Below are 14104 nucleotides of genomic sequence, written 5' to 3' on the forward strand. Positions count from 1 at the left end.
CGCCCCGCGCCCCGCGCCCCGCGCCCCGCGCCCAAGATCCTCACAACTTCACCGATGTTGCTGCATCCGCCACGCGGGAAGCAGCAACATCGCTGAAGTTGCTGCCTCGAACGCCGACCTTCCACCCCACACACCCGCGCGCCTTCATGCTTGCCGGCGCGATCGCGTCGATCTTGCACTTTCGGTTGTCGAAAGGCCCACTACATCCCTATATGCCACCGCACCAAGTGCAAGATCGGCGCGCAGGGGTGGGCCGCGAGGCCGAGGCAGGGGTTGGGCCGAGGCAAGGCGAGGCCGAGGCAGTGCCCAGGATGGGGTCGGAGCAGGACCGAGGGTGGAGGAGCCGGGCGGGAGCGCCTTCAGGGGCCAGGGCCGGGAGGGCCCGGCAGTGCCGAAGCGCGCCATGGCCGGGAGGGCCGGGGGCCAGGGACGACCCGAGGGCAGGGACGACCCGAGGGCAGGGACGACCCGAGGAGGCTGAGAGGGTGGGGATACGGGAACGCCCGTCGGCGTGGGCCGACGGGCGTTGGGTGGAGAAGCTCCCCCGATTGGACTCGAACCAATAACCTGCCGGTTAACAGCCGGCTGCTCTGCCAATTGAGCTACAGGGGATCGTGCACCGCTTGGTGTCCGGATCTCGCCGGCACCGTGCGACGGGGACAAGAGTACAGGACATCCCCGGGTGGTGGTCCAGTGGGTTCCACCCGCAGCCCACCAGCGGCACACCCCCAATCCACCCGCAGCCCACCATGATCCAGATCCGCAGGTCAGAGCTGGGAGCGCGTTCACAATCAGGGCAAATCGCCATCCGGGCACAAGCAGGCTTGAGCGGAGAGCAGGATGGGTAGTTAGCTGCGGACAGAGGACGCAGGCGCGGATTGGTCGCGTCCGGCGGGGCGACCCGACGGGGCGACGGCGCGTCAGGTACGGAAGGAGCCGCCATGCGCGGAAAGATCATGTTTCTTGGCGGGCTGGCTGCGGGATTCGTCCTGGGCGCCCGTGCCGGCCGGGAGAAGTACGAAGAGCTCGTGGTCCGGGGCCGCAAGGTGCTCGACCACCCGACCGTCCAAGAGGCGGCCGGGGTCGCGCAGGCCCAGGCCAACCGGCTCTACAGCGAGGGCAAGGACAAGCTCGGCCAGACCAAGCTGGGCGAGAAGCTGGGCAACGGCAGCACCGGCAAGCAGGAGCTGACCGCCGCCGACGACGCGTTCGCCGGCACGCCCGCCACCGTGGGCGCCAAGGCGGGCAGCAGCCCGGTCGGCACGACCTCCGGGTCGCCGTCGGCCACCACCCCCCGCACCAAGCCGTCCGGCTCGGGCACCAACGCAAGCACGCTCTGACCCACCCGCACGTCAACGGGCCGGCCGCCGCGAGGCGACCGGCCCGTGCTCTGTCCAGACCGTGCTCCGGCCGACCAGCCACCGGGCGACTGAGCCATCCGGCCGCCGGAAAACCTAGCCACCGGCCAACCGAGCCACCAGGCCACCGGGGGCCACCGAGCTACCGAGCCACCAGGCCACCGGGGGCCACCGAGCTACCGAGCCACCAGGCCACCGGGGGCCACCGAGCTACCGAGCCGCCGGGGCACCGAGCCACCAGGCCACCAGGCCAGACGAACCCGGCCCGGCCCGGTTGTCGCCGGGCCGGGCGGTGGCTCGTCAGTCCTTGCTGCTGAACGCGGCGTCGAAGGCGGCGCTCGGGGCGTCGAAGGCGAGCCGGCGGACGAACTGCAGCGCCTCGGGGGCACCGACCAGGCGGTCCATGCCGGCGTCCTCCCACTCGACCGAGATCGGGCCGTCGTAGCCGATCGCGTTCAACGCCCGGAAGCAGTCCTCCCAGGGCACGTCGCCGTGGCCGGTGGAGACGAAGTCCCAGCCGCGGCGCAGGTCGGCCCAGGGCAGGTGCGAGGCGAGCCGGCCGCGACGGCCATCGCCGGTACGCACCTTCGCGTCCTTGCAGTCGACGTGGTAGATGCGGTCGGCGAAGTCGAAGATGAAGTTCACCGGGTCCAGCTCCTGCCAGACGAAGTGCGACGGGTCCCAGTTGAGCCCGAACGCGGGCCGGTTGCCGATCGCCTCGAGCGTCCGCTTCGTCGTCCAGTAGTCGTACGCGATCTCGCTGGGGTGCACCTCGTGCGCGAACCGCACCCCCACCTCGTCGAAGACGTCGAGGATCGGGTTCCACCGGTCGGCGAAGTCCTGGTAGCCGCGCTCGATCATCGACGGCGGCACCGGCGGGAACATCGCGAGGGTGTGCCAGATGGACGAGCCGGTGAAGCCGACGACGGTGTTCACACCGAGCTTCGCGGCCGCCCGAGCGGTGTCCTTGATCTCCTCGGCGGCCCGCTGGCGTACGCCCTCGGGCTCCCCGTCACCCCAGATGCGGCCGGGCAGGATGTCCTTGTGCCGCTCGTCGATCGGGTGGTCGCAGACCGCCTGACCGACCAGGTGGTTGGAGATCGTGAAGACCTGGAGGTTGTGCTTGGCCAGGGTCTCCTTCTTGCGCTCGATGTACGAGTCGTCGGCGAGCGCCTTGTCGACCTCGAAGTGGTCGCCCCAGCAGGCGATCTCCAGACCGTCGTAGCCCCACTCGGAGGCGAGCCGGCAGACCTCTTCGAACGGCAGGTCGGCCCACTGGCCGGTGAAGAGCGTGATGGGTCGCGCCATTGTCCTTCTCCCCTGATGTGATGGGGATTCCGTTGTGCGGACCGGGGCGAGGGTGACCGGTCAGACCGGTACGTGGCATCGGGGCGGAACGCCGGTGGGTGCCGAGCGCACCTGAGCCCGGCGGGTTGCGCCTCCCACCGGGTCACCGGCCACCGTCACGGTCGCCGCCCCCACCCTATTTCCGCCGGGCCCATCGCGAAAGCCCCCGGCCGTCACCCGACCGCATCGCGAAGGCCCCCGACTGTCACCCGACCACTTTGCGAAGCCCCCGACCGTCAGCCGGCCGCATCGCGAAAGCCCCCGACCGTCAGCCGGCCGCATCGCGAGAGCCCCGGACCGTCACCCGGCCACTTCTTCGGGGGCCGGCAGGACCGCCCGGACGGTGAAGCCGCCGCCCGGGTTCGGGCCGGCGCTCAGGGTGCCGCCGACGCGCTCGACCCGACGGCGTACCGCGACCAGGCCGCCACCGGTCCCCGCCGGGCTCCGCACCGCTGCCGCGCCGTCGTCGCGTACCTCGATGGTGATGCCCTCGTCGTCGTAGCGCAGGCGGACCGCGACGGCCGCGCCCGGCGCGTGCCGGCACGCGTTGGTCAGGGCCTCTTCGATGACCCGGTACGCCGCCACGTCCACCGCCTCGGGCAGCGGCCGGGGCGCCCCGGCCAGGCTCCAGCGCACGGGCTGGCCCGCGACGAAGCCCTCCACCAGGGCATCGAGGCGGTTCAGGCTGGGTGCCGGCCCGGTCAGTGGGTCGGGCTCGTCGGCCGGGCGCAGCGCGTCGTGCAGCCGGCGTCCCTGCGCCTGGACCATCCGGCGCCATCGCGCGTAACGCCCCATGCCGGTCAAGGTACGGCAGCCGACTGGCAGTCGATCCGCGGCATCGGTCCGACGCGCGGTACGCCGTCGGCGCGGCGGCGGTGAGGTACCGCCGCGCCGACGGCGTCATCGGGTGGTACGCCGGGGCCGCCGGTCACGTCCGACGGCCCCAGCGGGCTCGGTGGGTCAGGGCAGGGTCCACTTCTGGTTGGCCGCGCCGTTGCAGGTCCAGAGATGGACGACGGTGCTGTCGGCGGAGTTGTTGCCGGACACGTCGAGGCACTTGTTCGAGGACGTGTTGCGCAGGCTGCCGTCGGACTGGGCCGCCCAGTTCTGCGCGCCGGTGCCGTTGCAGGTCCAGAGCTGGATCTTGGTGCCGTCGGCGGTGCCGCCGCCGGAGACGTCGAGGCACTTGCCGAGCGCCTTGATGGTCGAGTTCGGTGTCACGGTCCAGGTCTGCGCCGTACTGCCGTTGCAGGTGTAGATCTGGATCTGGGTGCCGTCGGCGGTGGCGCCGCTGCGGACGTCCAGGCACTTGCCGGCGAGCCCCTTGACCGGCCCGACGCCGGAACCGCCGCCGGTGCCCTTGACGAGGGTGAAGTCGTCCACGTCGAAGAGGCCGGTGCCGCTGCCGTTGAACGTCAGGTACAGGTTCTGGGTGCCGGAGGGGACGTTCGACAGCGTCGTGGTGACGTTGGCGTACGTGCTCCAGCTACCGGTGTTCGGCACCGTGACCGTGCCCAGCAACGGCCCGGTGGCCGAGCCGGTACGGACTCCGATGGTGCCGCCTGCGCCGCCCGAGACGACCCGGGTGGTGAACGAGGTGACGCCGGTCAGGTCCACGCCGTTGTACGCGGCCCAGTCGCCCGGTTCGATGTAGCCGAGCGTCTGTCCGCCGTTGGCGCCGGCCTTGGTGAACGCGCTGACGCCGTTGGCCGAGCTGAACGCCTCGGCCTGGACCGTGGTGTTGCCGGTCGGCGGGTTGCTGCCGCCCAGCTCCTTGATCCGGATGTTGCGGAAGTAGGCGTCGTCGCCCGTACCGTGGTTCTGGATGCCGATGTGGCCGGCCAGCGACCGTACTGGATTGGTGTTGGTGAAGTCGTTGATCTTCACCCCGTTGAGGAAGACCTGGAGCCGTTCCCCCTCGACCAGCAGCTCGTACGTGTTCCACTCCCCCGGCGCGTTGAGCGCCGCGTCCCGAGCCGCGATGTCGGCGGCCTTGTACGTGTAGACCGCGCCGGTGGTGCGGTCGACCGCGTCGGTCGCGTCGATCTGGACCTCGTAGCCGTTGTCGATCGCCGACTGCGGGTCGCTCGACGGCGGGAAGCCGATGAAGATGCCCGAGTTGTCGTCGCCGGCCAGCTTCCAGTCCAGCTTCAGCGAGTAGTTGGTGAACTGCTTCGCGCTGTACCAGTACAGGCCCATGCCGCCGACCGAGGTGAGGGTGGCGTCGGAGTTGGTGAAGTTGCCCGGGCCGGCCTGCGACCAGCCGGTGGTGGAGCCGTTGTAGAGCGGCGTGTAGCCGGTCTCGGGCCGGCAGTCGGCCTTGCTCCGGCCGGCCGCGTACCGGATGCCACCGAGCAGGTGGTTGCGGAAGGCCGGCTCGGCGTACGACGCCTGGGTGTGCCCGCTTCCGGTGTAGAAGGAGCGGCCGCCGCTGTAACTCTTGCACCAGGAGTGCGGGTGGTCCGTGCCCATCCCGCCGCCCGAGTACGACGACTCGTCGAGCGTGGCGAGCACGTGCGCCGTGGACCGGGCGTTGGTGCGGTAGTTGTACCACTCGTCGGTGCGGGTCCAGGTCTGCGGCAGGTGCCCGGTCGCGGCGTGCCCCCGGTCCTCCACCTTGACGTTGGCCTGCTGGATGGCCGGGTGCGAGGCGAACCACGCGCCGACCAGGTTGCCGTAGAACGGCCAGTCGTACTCGGTGTCGGCGGCGGCGTGCACGCCCACGTACCCGCGGCCCGAGCCGATGTACGACTCGAAGGCGGTCTGCTGGGTGGCGTTGAGCACGTCGCCGGTGGTGTTGAGGAAGACGACCGCCTCGTACTGGGCGAGGTTGCTCGTGGTGAACGCGGCGGCGTCCTCGGTGGCGGTGACGGTGAAGTTGTTGGCCGCGCCCAGGTCACGGATGGTCTGGATGCCGACCGGGATCGCGTCGTGCCGGAAGCCGGCGGTCTTGGAGAAGACCAGCACGTCGTACGGGGCGTCGGCGGCGCTGGCCGGGGTTGCCGGGGTGGTGCAGGCGATGACGGCGAGGACGGCGGCGCTCAGGCCGACCGTGGATCGCAGGAGTCTGCGCATGTCGCTCTCCTTCGGGACGGTGGGGAGGGGCTCCCGGGACGGTGGGAGCCCCTCCGCTCAGCTCAGGGCAGGGTCCACTTTTGGTTCGCGGCGGCGGTGCAGGTCCAGAGGTTCACCACGGTGCTGTCCGCGGAGTTGCTTCCGGACACGTTCAGGCACTTGCCGGACGCCACGTTGCGCAGCGTGCCGTCGGCCTGCGCGGCCCAGTTCTGCGCCCCGGTGCCGTTGCAGGTGTAGAGCTGGATCTTGGTGCCGTCGGCGGTGCCGGCGCCGGAGACGTCGAGACACTTGCCCAACGACTTGATGGTGGAGTTCGGCGTGACCGCCCAGGTCTGGGCCGCGCTGGCGTTGCAGGTGTAGATCTGGATCTGCGTGCCGTCGGCGGTGGCGGCGTTGCGCACGTCCAGGCACTTGCCACCCAGGCCCTTGATCGGGCCGGTCCCACCGGTCGGGGCCGAGCCGGTGACGAAGGTGAACGCGTCCAGGTCGTAGAGCGCGCCGGTGCCCGTACCCGCGAAGGTCAGGTAGAGCGTGGTGGTGCCGGTCGGCGGGTTGGTGATCGTCCCCGTGACGGTGGTGAACGTCTCCCAGCCACCGGTCACCGGGACGGTCGCGGAGCCGAGCACCGTGCCGGTGGCCGAGCCGGCCCGCACCTGGAGGGTGCCGCCGCTGCCCGCCGAGGAGACCCGGGCGGTGAACGAGGTGACGTTGCCGAGCCGGTACGGCTGGAACGAGATCCAGTCGCCGTTGTTGATGTCGCCGACGGTCTTACCGCCCTCGGCCGGGGTCTTGCTGAACACGTTGATGCCGGAGGAGCTGCCGAAGAACTCGGCCTGGCGGTGCCGCGGCGGCAGGGTGTGCTGGGTGTGCGTGGTCAGGCCGCCCGCGTCGGTGTACTCGGCGTCGAAGATGGCGAAGATGTTCGCCGCGTCGTCGTGTTCGCCGTCGACGGGGATGGTGATCGAGCCGGAGCAGCCGTTCTTCGAGGTGATCTGGTGCCCGTGCTGGTCGTGCCCGAGCACGTAGGTCATCTTGACCTTGGTGCAGTCGATCGTGCCGTCCTCCGGGTCGGTCACCGTGATGCTGTACGGCACGGTGTCACCGAAGCTGAACAGCTGCCCGTTGCCGGGGTTGTTGATGGTCACCGTGGGCGCGGTGTTGCCGACGTTGATCTGCACGCTGGCGCTGCCGGTGGCACCCTGCGGGTCCCGTACGGTCAGCGTCGCCGTGTACGTGCCGTTGGTGCTGTAGGTCTTCGTCGGGTTCGCCGCCGTGGAGGTGGTGCCGTCGCCGAAGTTCCACGAGTAGGTGAGCGTCCCGCCCTCGGGGTCGGACGAGCCGGCCGAGGAGAACGTCACGGCCAGCGGGGCCGCGCCGGACGTCTTGTTGGCGCTCGCCGAGGCGCTGGGCGCCCGGTTGCCGCCGCCGACGTAGTCGAAGCGGTAGAGCGCCGAGTTGGCGTCACCGTTGAAGTAGCCGGTGCCGTAGTCGAGCACGTAGTACGAGCCGTCCGGGCCGAACGCCGAGTCCATCACCTGCTTGCCGACCCACGGGAACGTGTCGATGGCGCCCCGGGAGCCGTCCGAGTTGACGTGGATGGGCTTGATCCAGCCGCGGCCGAACTCGGTGGCGAAGAACTGCCCGTCGAACGACTGCGGGAACTTCGTGGTGGAGGTCGACGAGGCGTTGTACCGGTAGACCGGGCCACCCATCGGCGACTCGGAGCCGCCGCCGAACTCGGTCGGGGTGCCGGCGTCACCGGCGTACCGGATCCAGGCCGGCTGGGCCGGCGGCAGGGTGGTCAGGCCGGTGTTGCGGAACGAGTTGTTGGTCGGCCCGCCGGTGCAGTTGTACTTCGCGCCGCCGGTGTTGGTGGCGAAGTCCCACTCGTTGTACGTCTCGGTGCTGGTGTTGGTGCCGGTGCAGTACGGCCAGCCGTAGTTGCCCGGGGCCGCGACCCGGTTGAACTCCACCTGGCCGGACGGGCCACGGGTGGAGCTGGTGGAGCCGGCGTCCGGCCCGTAGTCGCCGACGTAGACGACCCCGGTGCCCTTGTCCACGCTGATCCGGAACGGGTTGCGGAACCCCATCGCGTAGATCTCCGGCCGCGTCTTGGCGGTACCGGGCGCGAACAGGTTGCCCGAGGGGATGGAGTACGTCCCGTTGGTGTTCACCTTGATCCGAAGGATCTTGCCCCGCAGGTCGTTGGTGTTGCCGGCGCTGCGCTGCGCGTCGTACGCCGGGTTGCGGTTGGTCCGCTCGTCCAGCGGCGAGTAGCCGGCGGACTCGAAGGGGTTGGTGTCGTCGCCGGTGGACAGGTAGAGGTTGCCGGCGGCGTCGAAGTCGATGTCACCGCCGACGTGGCAGCACAGGCCGCGATCGGCGGGTACGTCGAGGACGTCGACCTTGCTGGACTGGTTCAGCGTGAAGTCGCTGTTGAGGGTGAACCGGGAGAGGCGGTTCACTCCCTGCCAGGCCGAGAAGTCGGTGCCGGTCGCGGGGGCGTCGCCGGCGGGGGTGGACAGCGGCGGCGCGTAGTAGAGGAAGATCTGCCGGTTGCTGGCGAAGTTCGGGTCGACGCCGACGCCCTGTAGGCCCTCCTCGTCGTGGTTGTAGACCGACAGGGTGCCGATCACCGAGGTGGTGCCGTTCGCGTCGGTGCGGCGCAGGGTGCCGTTGCGGGCGGTGTGCAGGACCGAGCGGTCCGGCAGGACGGCCAGCGACATCGGCTCGCCCATGTCGGTGACGCCCCGGGCGAGTTCGACCTGCTGGAAGTCGCTGGCGTTGATGGTGTGCGCCTGGGCCGGTGTCGCGCTGGCCGTGAGGGTGACCGTGCCGGCCGCGGCCACGAGGAGCAGGGCCGATCCGGCGGAGAACCATCGTCGGGACCGTTGGGTGGGTCTGTCCTTCATGGACATCTGTGCTGTCCCTTCCTGACGAAGAGGCCAGGGCGGGGCGCGCGCCGTCGCGCCGGATGCCGTAGCGGGTGGTGGGGTCGATGGGTTACCGCGCCGCCGGTTCACCTCGACGAAACATTGCTGTGTTGGCCCCGACACTAAGTCGCAAGTGTCGATGTGTCCATACCTTCCGGTGGTACGGCATGAACTTTCGTCGATTTGATCGAAAGTCGGCCGGTCAGGCGCGCCGGTCGATGGCCTGTCCGGCCAACGCGACCAGGGCCGCCCGGGCCTCCTCGTTCACCGCCGCGCTCCGCAACGCGGTCAGCGCGGCCTCGGTGCGGACCCGGATCATCTGCTCGATCCGGTCCCGCGCGCCGGTGGCCTCGATGATCTCGCGCAGGTCCGCCGCGCCGTCGGTGTCGAGCGACGGGTTGCCGAACAGTTCCTTCAGCCGCGCGGTCTGCGACCGGTCCGCGGAGCTGCGGGCCAGCGCCATCATCACCGTGGGCTTGCCCTCGCGCAGGTCGTCCAGGATCGACTTGCCGGTGACCGCCGGATCACCAAAGACACCCAACACGTCGTCGCGGAGCTGGAACGCGTCCCCCAACGGGTCGCCGAACTCGCCGAGAGCGGCGATCAGCTCCGGTCCCCCGCCGGCGAGCGCCGCGCCGATCTGCAACGGCCGGGTGACCGTGTACCGGGCCGCCTTCATCCTTATCACGGTGAGCGCGCTGGCGACCGAGCCGTCGCCCACCCCGGACACCAGGTCCAGGTACTCCCCCGCGATGACCTCGGTACGCATCAGCGCGAACACCGCGTACCCCCGGTGCACCTGCTCGGTCCCCAGCCCACACTCGTGGAACATCTGATCCGACCAGGCCGCGCAGAGGTCGCCGCAGAGCAGGGCGGTGTTGCGCCCGTACGCCTCCGGGTCGCCCCGCCACGACGACCGGGCGTGCAGGTCGGCGAAGAGCCGGTGCACCGACGGCTCACCCCGGCGGCGGTCGCTGCCGTCCAGGATGTCGTCGTGGATCAGCGCGAACGCGTGGAACAGTTCCAACGCCGCCGCGGCCACCACGATCGGGGTGGCGTCGGCCGCCCCGGCGCCGCGCCAGCCCCAGTAGCAGAACAGCGGGCGCAGCCGCTTCCCCCCGGCCAGCACGAACCGTTGCAACGCGGTGAACACCCCCCGGGGCGCGCCGTCGGGCCAGTCCGGCCCCTGCCGGTCGAGGAAGGCCGCCAGCTCCGCGTCGAAGCGCGCCCGCAGACCGCTGGTGTCGGTGGGCGCGACGGTGACGGTCACGTCCGATCTCCCGGACCCTGCGCACCAGCGGCGCTTAAACCGGCCAGCTCCAGTAACAAGCCCTTGACCTCGGTGGCCGCGATCCGGTCCCGGGCCGCGGACGCGTCGGAGCAGAGCAGGACCGGGGCGTCCGCCGGGTCGGTGGGAAGCCGCCCGTGCGAACCGCGGATCGCCCGGGCACCGGCGTCCAGGCCGACGGCGCTCATCAGGTAGCGCATGCCGAGCTTCTTCCGGGCCAGCGCCACGCCGGCGCGAGCCTTGGCGGCACCGGGATTGGCCGGGTCGAAGAACAGCTCGGCGGGGTCGTACCCGGGCTTGCGGTGGATCTCGACCAGCCGGGCGAAGTCGGGCGCGTTGGCGTCGTCGAGCCAGTAGTAGTAGGTGAACCAGGAGTCCGGCTCGGCCACCAGCACCAGTTCGCCGGCGCGCGGGTGGTCCAGCCCGTGCGCGGCCTTGCCGTCGGCGTCGAGCACCTCGGCCACCCCGGGCAGTCCGGCGCAGAGCTTCGCCACCGCCGGCACGTCGGCCGGGTCCTTGACGTAGACGTGCGCGATCTGGTGGTCGGCGACGGCGAACGCCTTCGACGTCCAGGGGTCGAGGTACTCCATGCCGGCCTGGGTGTGCACCCGCAGCAACCCCTCGCTGCGCAGCAGCCGGTTGACGTCGACCGGCCGGGACACGTCGGTGATGCCGTACTCCGAGAGCACCACCACGGTGGCGTCCCGAGCACGGGCGGCGTCCAGCAGCGGCCCGAGGACGGCGTCCAGCTCGGCCGCCGCCGTGGCGGCCTGCGGCGACGAGGGGCCGTACCGTTGCAGGTCGTAGTCCAGGTGGGGCACGTAGACCAGGGTCAGGTCGGGTGACACGTCGGCCAGGATCTGCTCGGCCGCCTGGCAGATCCACTTCGACGACGGCAGCGCGGCCGTCGGCCCCCAGTACGTGAACAGCGGGAAGGTGCCGAGCCGCCCGGTCAGCGCGTCGTGCAGCTCCGGCGGATCGGTGTAGCAGTCCGGCTCCTTGCGCCCGTCGGCGTAGTACACCGGGCGGGGCGTGACGGTCCAGTTGACGTCGGCGCCCATGGCGTACCACCAGCAGACGTTGGCGACCGTGTAGCCCGGCTCGGCCCGGCGGGCCGCGTGCCAGAGCTTGTCCCCGCCGACCAGCGCGTTGTGCTGCCGCCACAGCAACACCTCGCCCAGCTCCCGGAAGTACCACCCGTTGCCGACGATGCCGTGCCCGCTGGGCTGCTCGCCGGTGAGGAACGTGGACTGCACCGAGCAGGTCACCGCCGGCAGCACCGTGCCCAGCTCGGCCCGGAAGCCACCGTCGGCGACGCCGCGCAGTCGGGGCATGTGCTTCAGCAGTCGCGGGGTCAACCCCACCACGTCGAGGACCACCAGTCGCCGGCTCATCGCGTCACCTCCATGCTCGCGGTTCGGTCTGCGGTCAGCCCGAGGCCGACCAGTTCGTCGCGGGCGAAGGCCAACTCGGCGGCGATGCCGGCGGCCAGCTCCGCGTCGGTGCCGGGCCGCCGTGCGGCCGGCAGGACACCCCAGGTGTACGTCTCGACGTCGAGGTGGTCGCAGCCCGCGACCGACCCCTCGAAGAGCGCTCTCAGGGCCGCACGGAGAACCGGCAGGGTCGAGCCGAGCGGCTCCTCGGGCGGGGCGTGCAGGGGCACGTGGTAGTGCACCCGCCACGGACCGGGAAGCTCCCGGTCCAGGGCCTCGTCCAGATCGTCGGCGGCGTACGCCTCGTCGGCCGGGTCGGCCACGCCCGCGCAGCCGGCGCTGCGGGTCTGGTGCAGGAAGCGCGGCTCCACCCAGCGGCGCAGCGCGTCGGCCCCACCGGCCGGGTCGGCCGCCTCGACGGCGGCGGAGACCTGCACCTTCACCACCGGCAGTCCGGCCGCCCGCAGCCGGTCCAGCGCCGCCGCCGGCTCCTCCCACGCACAGGCCAGGTGCGCGAGGTCGAGGCAGACCCCCATCCGGTCGGTGTCCATGCCGGACAGCAGCTCGGCGGCCTGCCCGGTGCTCTCCACCACGCAACCGGGCTCCGGCTCGAACGCCACCCGCACCTCGCGGCCGGTGTCCCGCTGCACGTCGGCCAGGCCGGCCGCGAGCGCATCGAGCCGCCGCCGGGCGGCGTCCGCCAGGTCGGAGTTCCACGGGCGCCGCCAGGCCAGCGGCAGGGTGGAGATCGAGCCCCGGGCCGCGTCGTCGGGCAGCAGGTCGGCGAGCACCCGGGCCAGATCCAGGGTGTACGTCAGTCGCTGCTCGGTCGTCCAGTCCGGGTGGTACACGTCCTGCTTCACGACGGGGGCCTGGAAGGCCGCGTACGGGAAGCCGTTGAGGGTGACCACCTCCAGACCGCGCGCGTCCAGTTCGGCGCGGAGCCGGCGGCGCAGCGCCGGGTCGGCGGCCAGTTCGGCGGCGACCGGGGCGGCCAGCCACAGGCCGAGCCCGAGCAGGTCGCTGCCGAGCGCCTGACGCACCGGCACGGCGTAGGTGTCCAGTTGGGCGAGGATGCCGGCCAGGTCCTCGGCGGGGTGCACGTTGGTGCAGTAGCCGAGGTGGACCGTCTCGCCGCCGGCATGTCGCAGCCGCATCAGCTACCACCGCGCAGGATCGAGTTGCCCGTCTGCGGGTCCACGGCGACGGGCGCCTCCACGTCGCCGAGGTCGAGCCGACCCGACTGCCCGTAGAACTCCACCGGGTTGCGCCACAGCACCTTATCGACGTCGTCGTCGCTGAAGCCGGCCGCACGCATCGCCTCGCCGGTGGCCCGGGTCAGCAGCGGATCGGAGCGTCCCCAGTCGGCGGCCGAGTTGACCAGCATCCGTTCGGTGCCGTACTCGCGCAGCAGCTCGACCATCCGCGACGGGGTCATCTTGGTGTCCGGGTAGATGGAGAAGCCCAGCCAGCAGCCGCTGTCCTTGACGAGCTTGACGGTCACCTCGTTGAGGTGGTCGACCACCACGCGACCCGCGTCGATGCCGGACTCGGCGACCACGGCGAGGGTGCGTTCGCAGCCCCGGGCCTTGTCGCGGTGCGGGGTGTGCACCAGCGCCGGCAGGTCGTACGCCACGGCGAGGGCGAGTTGCGCGGCGAACGCCTCGTCCTCCTCGGGGGTCATCGAGTCGTACCCGATCTCGCCGACCGCCACGACCGCGTCCTTGTCCAGGTAGCGGGGCAACAGGTCGAGCACCGGGCGGCAGCGCGGGTCGTTGGCCTCCTTCGGGTTGAGCGCGATGGTGGCGAAGTGACGCACGCCGAACTGCCCGGCCCGGAACGGCTCCCAGCCGATCAGCGAGTCGAAGTAGTCGACGAACGACGCGGCGCTGGTGCGCGGCTGCCCCAGCCAGAACGCCGGCTCGACCACCGCGAGGACGCCGGCGCCGGCCATCCGTTCGTAGTCGTCGGTGGTGCGCGAGGTCATGTGGATGTGCGGGTCGAAGATGCGCATGTCACGCCTCCCGGGGCAGTGCGGCGGTGAGCCGGTGGAGCAGGTCGGTGGCGTCGGCGGGCAGGTCCCGGCCGGCGGCGTGCCGTTCGGCGGCGAGCGCGGCGAGCATCGCGGCCAGCTCACCGTCGGCCCGGCCGTCCAGGTCGGCCACCGCGGCGAGGGGCACCCCGCTGAACACGCACTTGAGCACCGCCTGCCGCCAGGCGGCCGCGTCGAGGTGCCGGGCGTACGGGCCGAGCGCGGCGGCGACCAGCCGGGTGTCGTTGGTCCGGATCGCGTCGTGCAACAGCGGCACCGCCTCGGCGCCGATCGGCAGCAGCGGCAGGGCCCGCAGCACGGCCCGCCGTTCGGCGGCGTCGCCGTGCCGGTAGAGGCTCTCGGCGTACGCGGCGTGCTCGCCGGGCAGGCCGGTGAGCAGCAGCACCCGGGCCGCGTCGTCGGCGGTCCAGCCGGGTGCGTCCGGCAGCGCGGCCCGACCGCACCGCCGGCCGGCGGCCGGAAAGAGCCGGGTGATCGCGGTGGGCTCGGCCGCGACCCGGCGCAGCGCCGTGTCCAGCCAGTCGGGATCGGGTACGCCCCGCAGCGCGGCCCGCAGTGAATCCGGTGTCATCCCGTCTCCTCCCCTTGTACTGCTGTGCTGCTGTGCTGCCGTCCTG

10 protein-coding genes and 1 tRNA gene are annotated in these 14104 nt (G+C 71.5%); 1 reads left to right on the forward strand and 10 read right to left on the reverse strand.

Going from position 1 to position 14104, the window contains the following annotated elements; all coding sequences use genetic code 11:
- Nucleotides 1-539: 539 nt before the first annotated feature.
- Nucleotides 540-612 (reverse strand) — tRNA-Asn (locus tag ACQP0N_RS25590).
- A 329-nt stretch (nt 613-941) separates the two neighbouring features.
- Between ACQP0N_RS25590 and ACQP0N_RS25595 the strand changes: the two genes are divergently transcribed.
- Nucleotides 942-1340, forward strand: a complete 399-nt coding sequence (locus tag ACQP0N_RS25595) for a hypothetical protein (protein WP_355051320.1) — start codon at nt 942-944, stop codon at nt 1338-1340.
- Nucleotides 1341-1658: 318 nt separating this feature from the next.
- On the opposite strand, the gene ACQP0N_RS25600 is transcribed toward ACQP0N_RS25595, so the two are convergent.
- The 9 genes from ACQP0N_RS25600 to ACQP0N_RS25640 all read right to left on the reverse strand — a co-directional run bounded on the left by ACQP0N_RS25600 (nt 1659) and on the right by ACQP0N_RS25640 (nt 14058).
- Nucleotides 1659-2666, reverse strand: coding sequence for a sugar phosphate isomerase/epimerase family protein (locus tag ACQP0N_RS25600; protein WP_433114716.1), 1008 nt, complete (start codon nt 2664-2666; stop codon nt 1659-1661).
- Nucleotides 2667-3005: 339 nt separating this feature from the next.
- Complete coding sequence (locus ACQP0N_RS25605; protein ID WP_433114718.1) at nt 3006-3500, reverse strand: sensor histidine kinase; 495 nt, start codon at nt 3498-3500, stop codon at nt 3006-3008.
- 165 nt (nt 3501-3665) lie between these two features.
- Entirely contained in the window at nt 3666-5780 is a 2115-nt protein-coding gene (locus tag ACQP0N_RS25610; RefSeq protein WP_433114720.1) for a ThuA domain-containing protein, read from the reverse strand.
- A 62-nt stretch (nt 5781-5842) separates the two neighbouring features.
- Entirely contained in the window at nt 5843-8698 is a 2856-nt protein-coding gene (locus ACQP0N_RS25615) for a PQQ-dependent sugar dehydrogenase (RefSeq protein ID WP_433114722.1), read from the reverse strand.
- A 217-nt stretch (nt 8699-8915) separates the two neighbouring features.
- Entirely contained in the window at nt 8916-9983 is a 1068-nt protein-coding gene (locus tag ACQP0N_RS25620) for a polyprenyl synthetase family protein (RefSeq protein WP_355051315.1), read from the reverse strand.
- Nucleotides 9980-11395, reverse strand: a complete 1416-nt coding sequence (locus ACQP0N_RS25625) for an alkaline phosphatase family protein (RefSeq protein ID WP_357133355.1) — start codon at nt 11393-11395, stop codon at nt 9980-9982. Before ACQP0N_RS25625 ends, ACQP0N_RS25620 begins: the two co-directional genes overlap by 4 nt.
- Nucleotides 11392-12591 (reverse strand): metabolite traffic protein EboE, encoded by a 1200-nt coding sequence (eboE, locus tag ACQP0N_RS25630; RefSeq protein WP_433114725.1) that lies wholly within the window; start codon nt 12589-12591, stop codon nt 11392-11394. The genes ACQP0N_RS25625 and eboE overlap by 4 nt, the downstream gene beginning before the upstream one ends.
- Nucleotides 12591-13448 carry a TatD family hydrolase gene (locus tag ACQP0N_RS25635; RefSeq protein ID WP_355051312.1) on the reverse strand — a complete coding sequence of 286 codons (858 nt, stop codon included), beginning with the start codon at nt 13446-13448 and terminating at the stop codon, nt 12591-12593. Before ACQP0N_RS25635 ends, eboE begins: the two co-directional genes overlap by 1 nt.
- A 1-nt stretch (nt 13449) precedes the next feature.
- The gene (locus ACQP0N_RS25640; RefSeq protein ID WP_355051311.1) at nt 13450-14058 is read right to left on the reverse strand and encodes an EboA domain-containing protein; all 609 of its coding nucleotides are present in this window, start codon (nt 14056-14058) and stop codon (nt 13450-13452) included.
- Nucleotides 14059-14104 lie beyond the last annotated feature (46 nt).

Origin of the sequence: Micromonospora sp. CA-246542 (genome assembly GCF_050942905.1) — a bacterium.
GTDB lineage: Bacteria > Actinomycetota > Actinomycetes > Mycobacteriales > Micromonosporaceae > Micromonospora.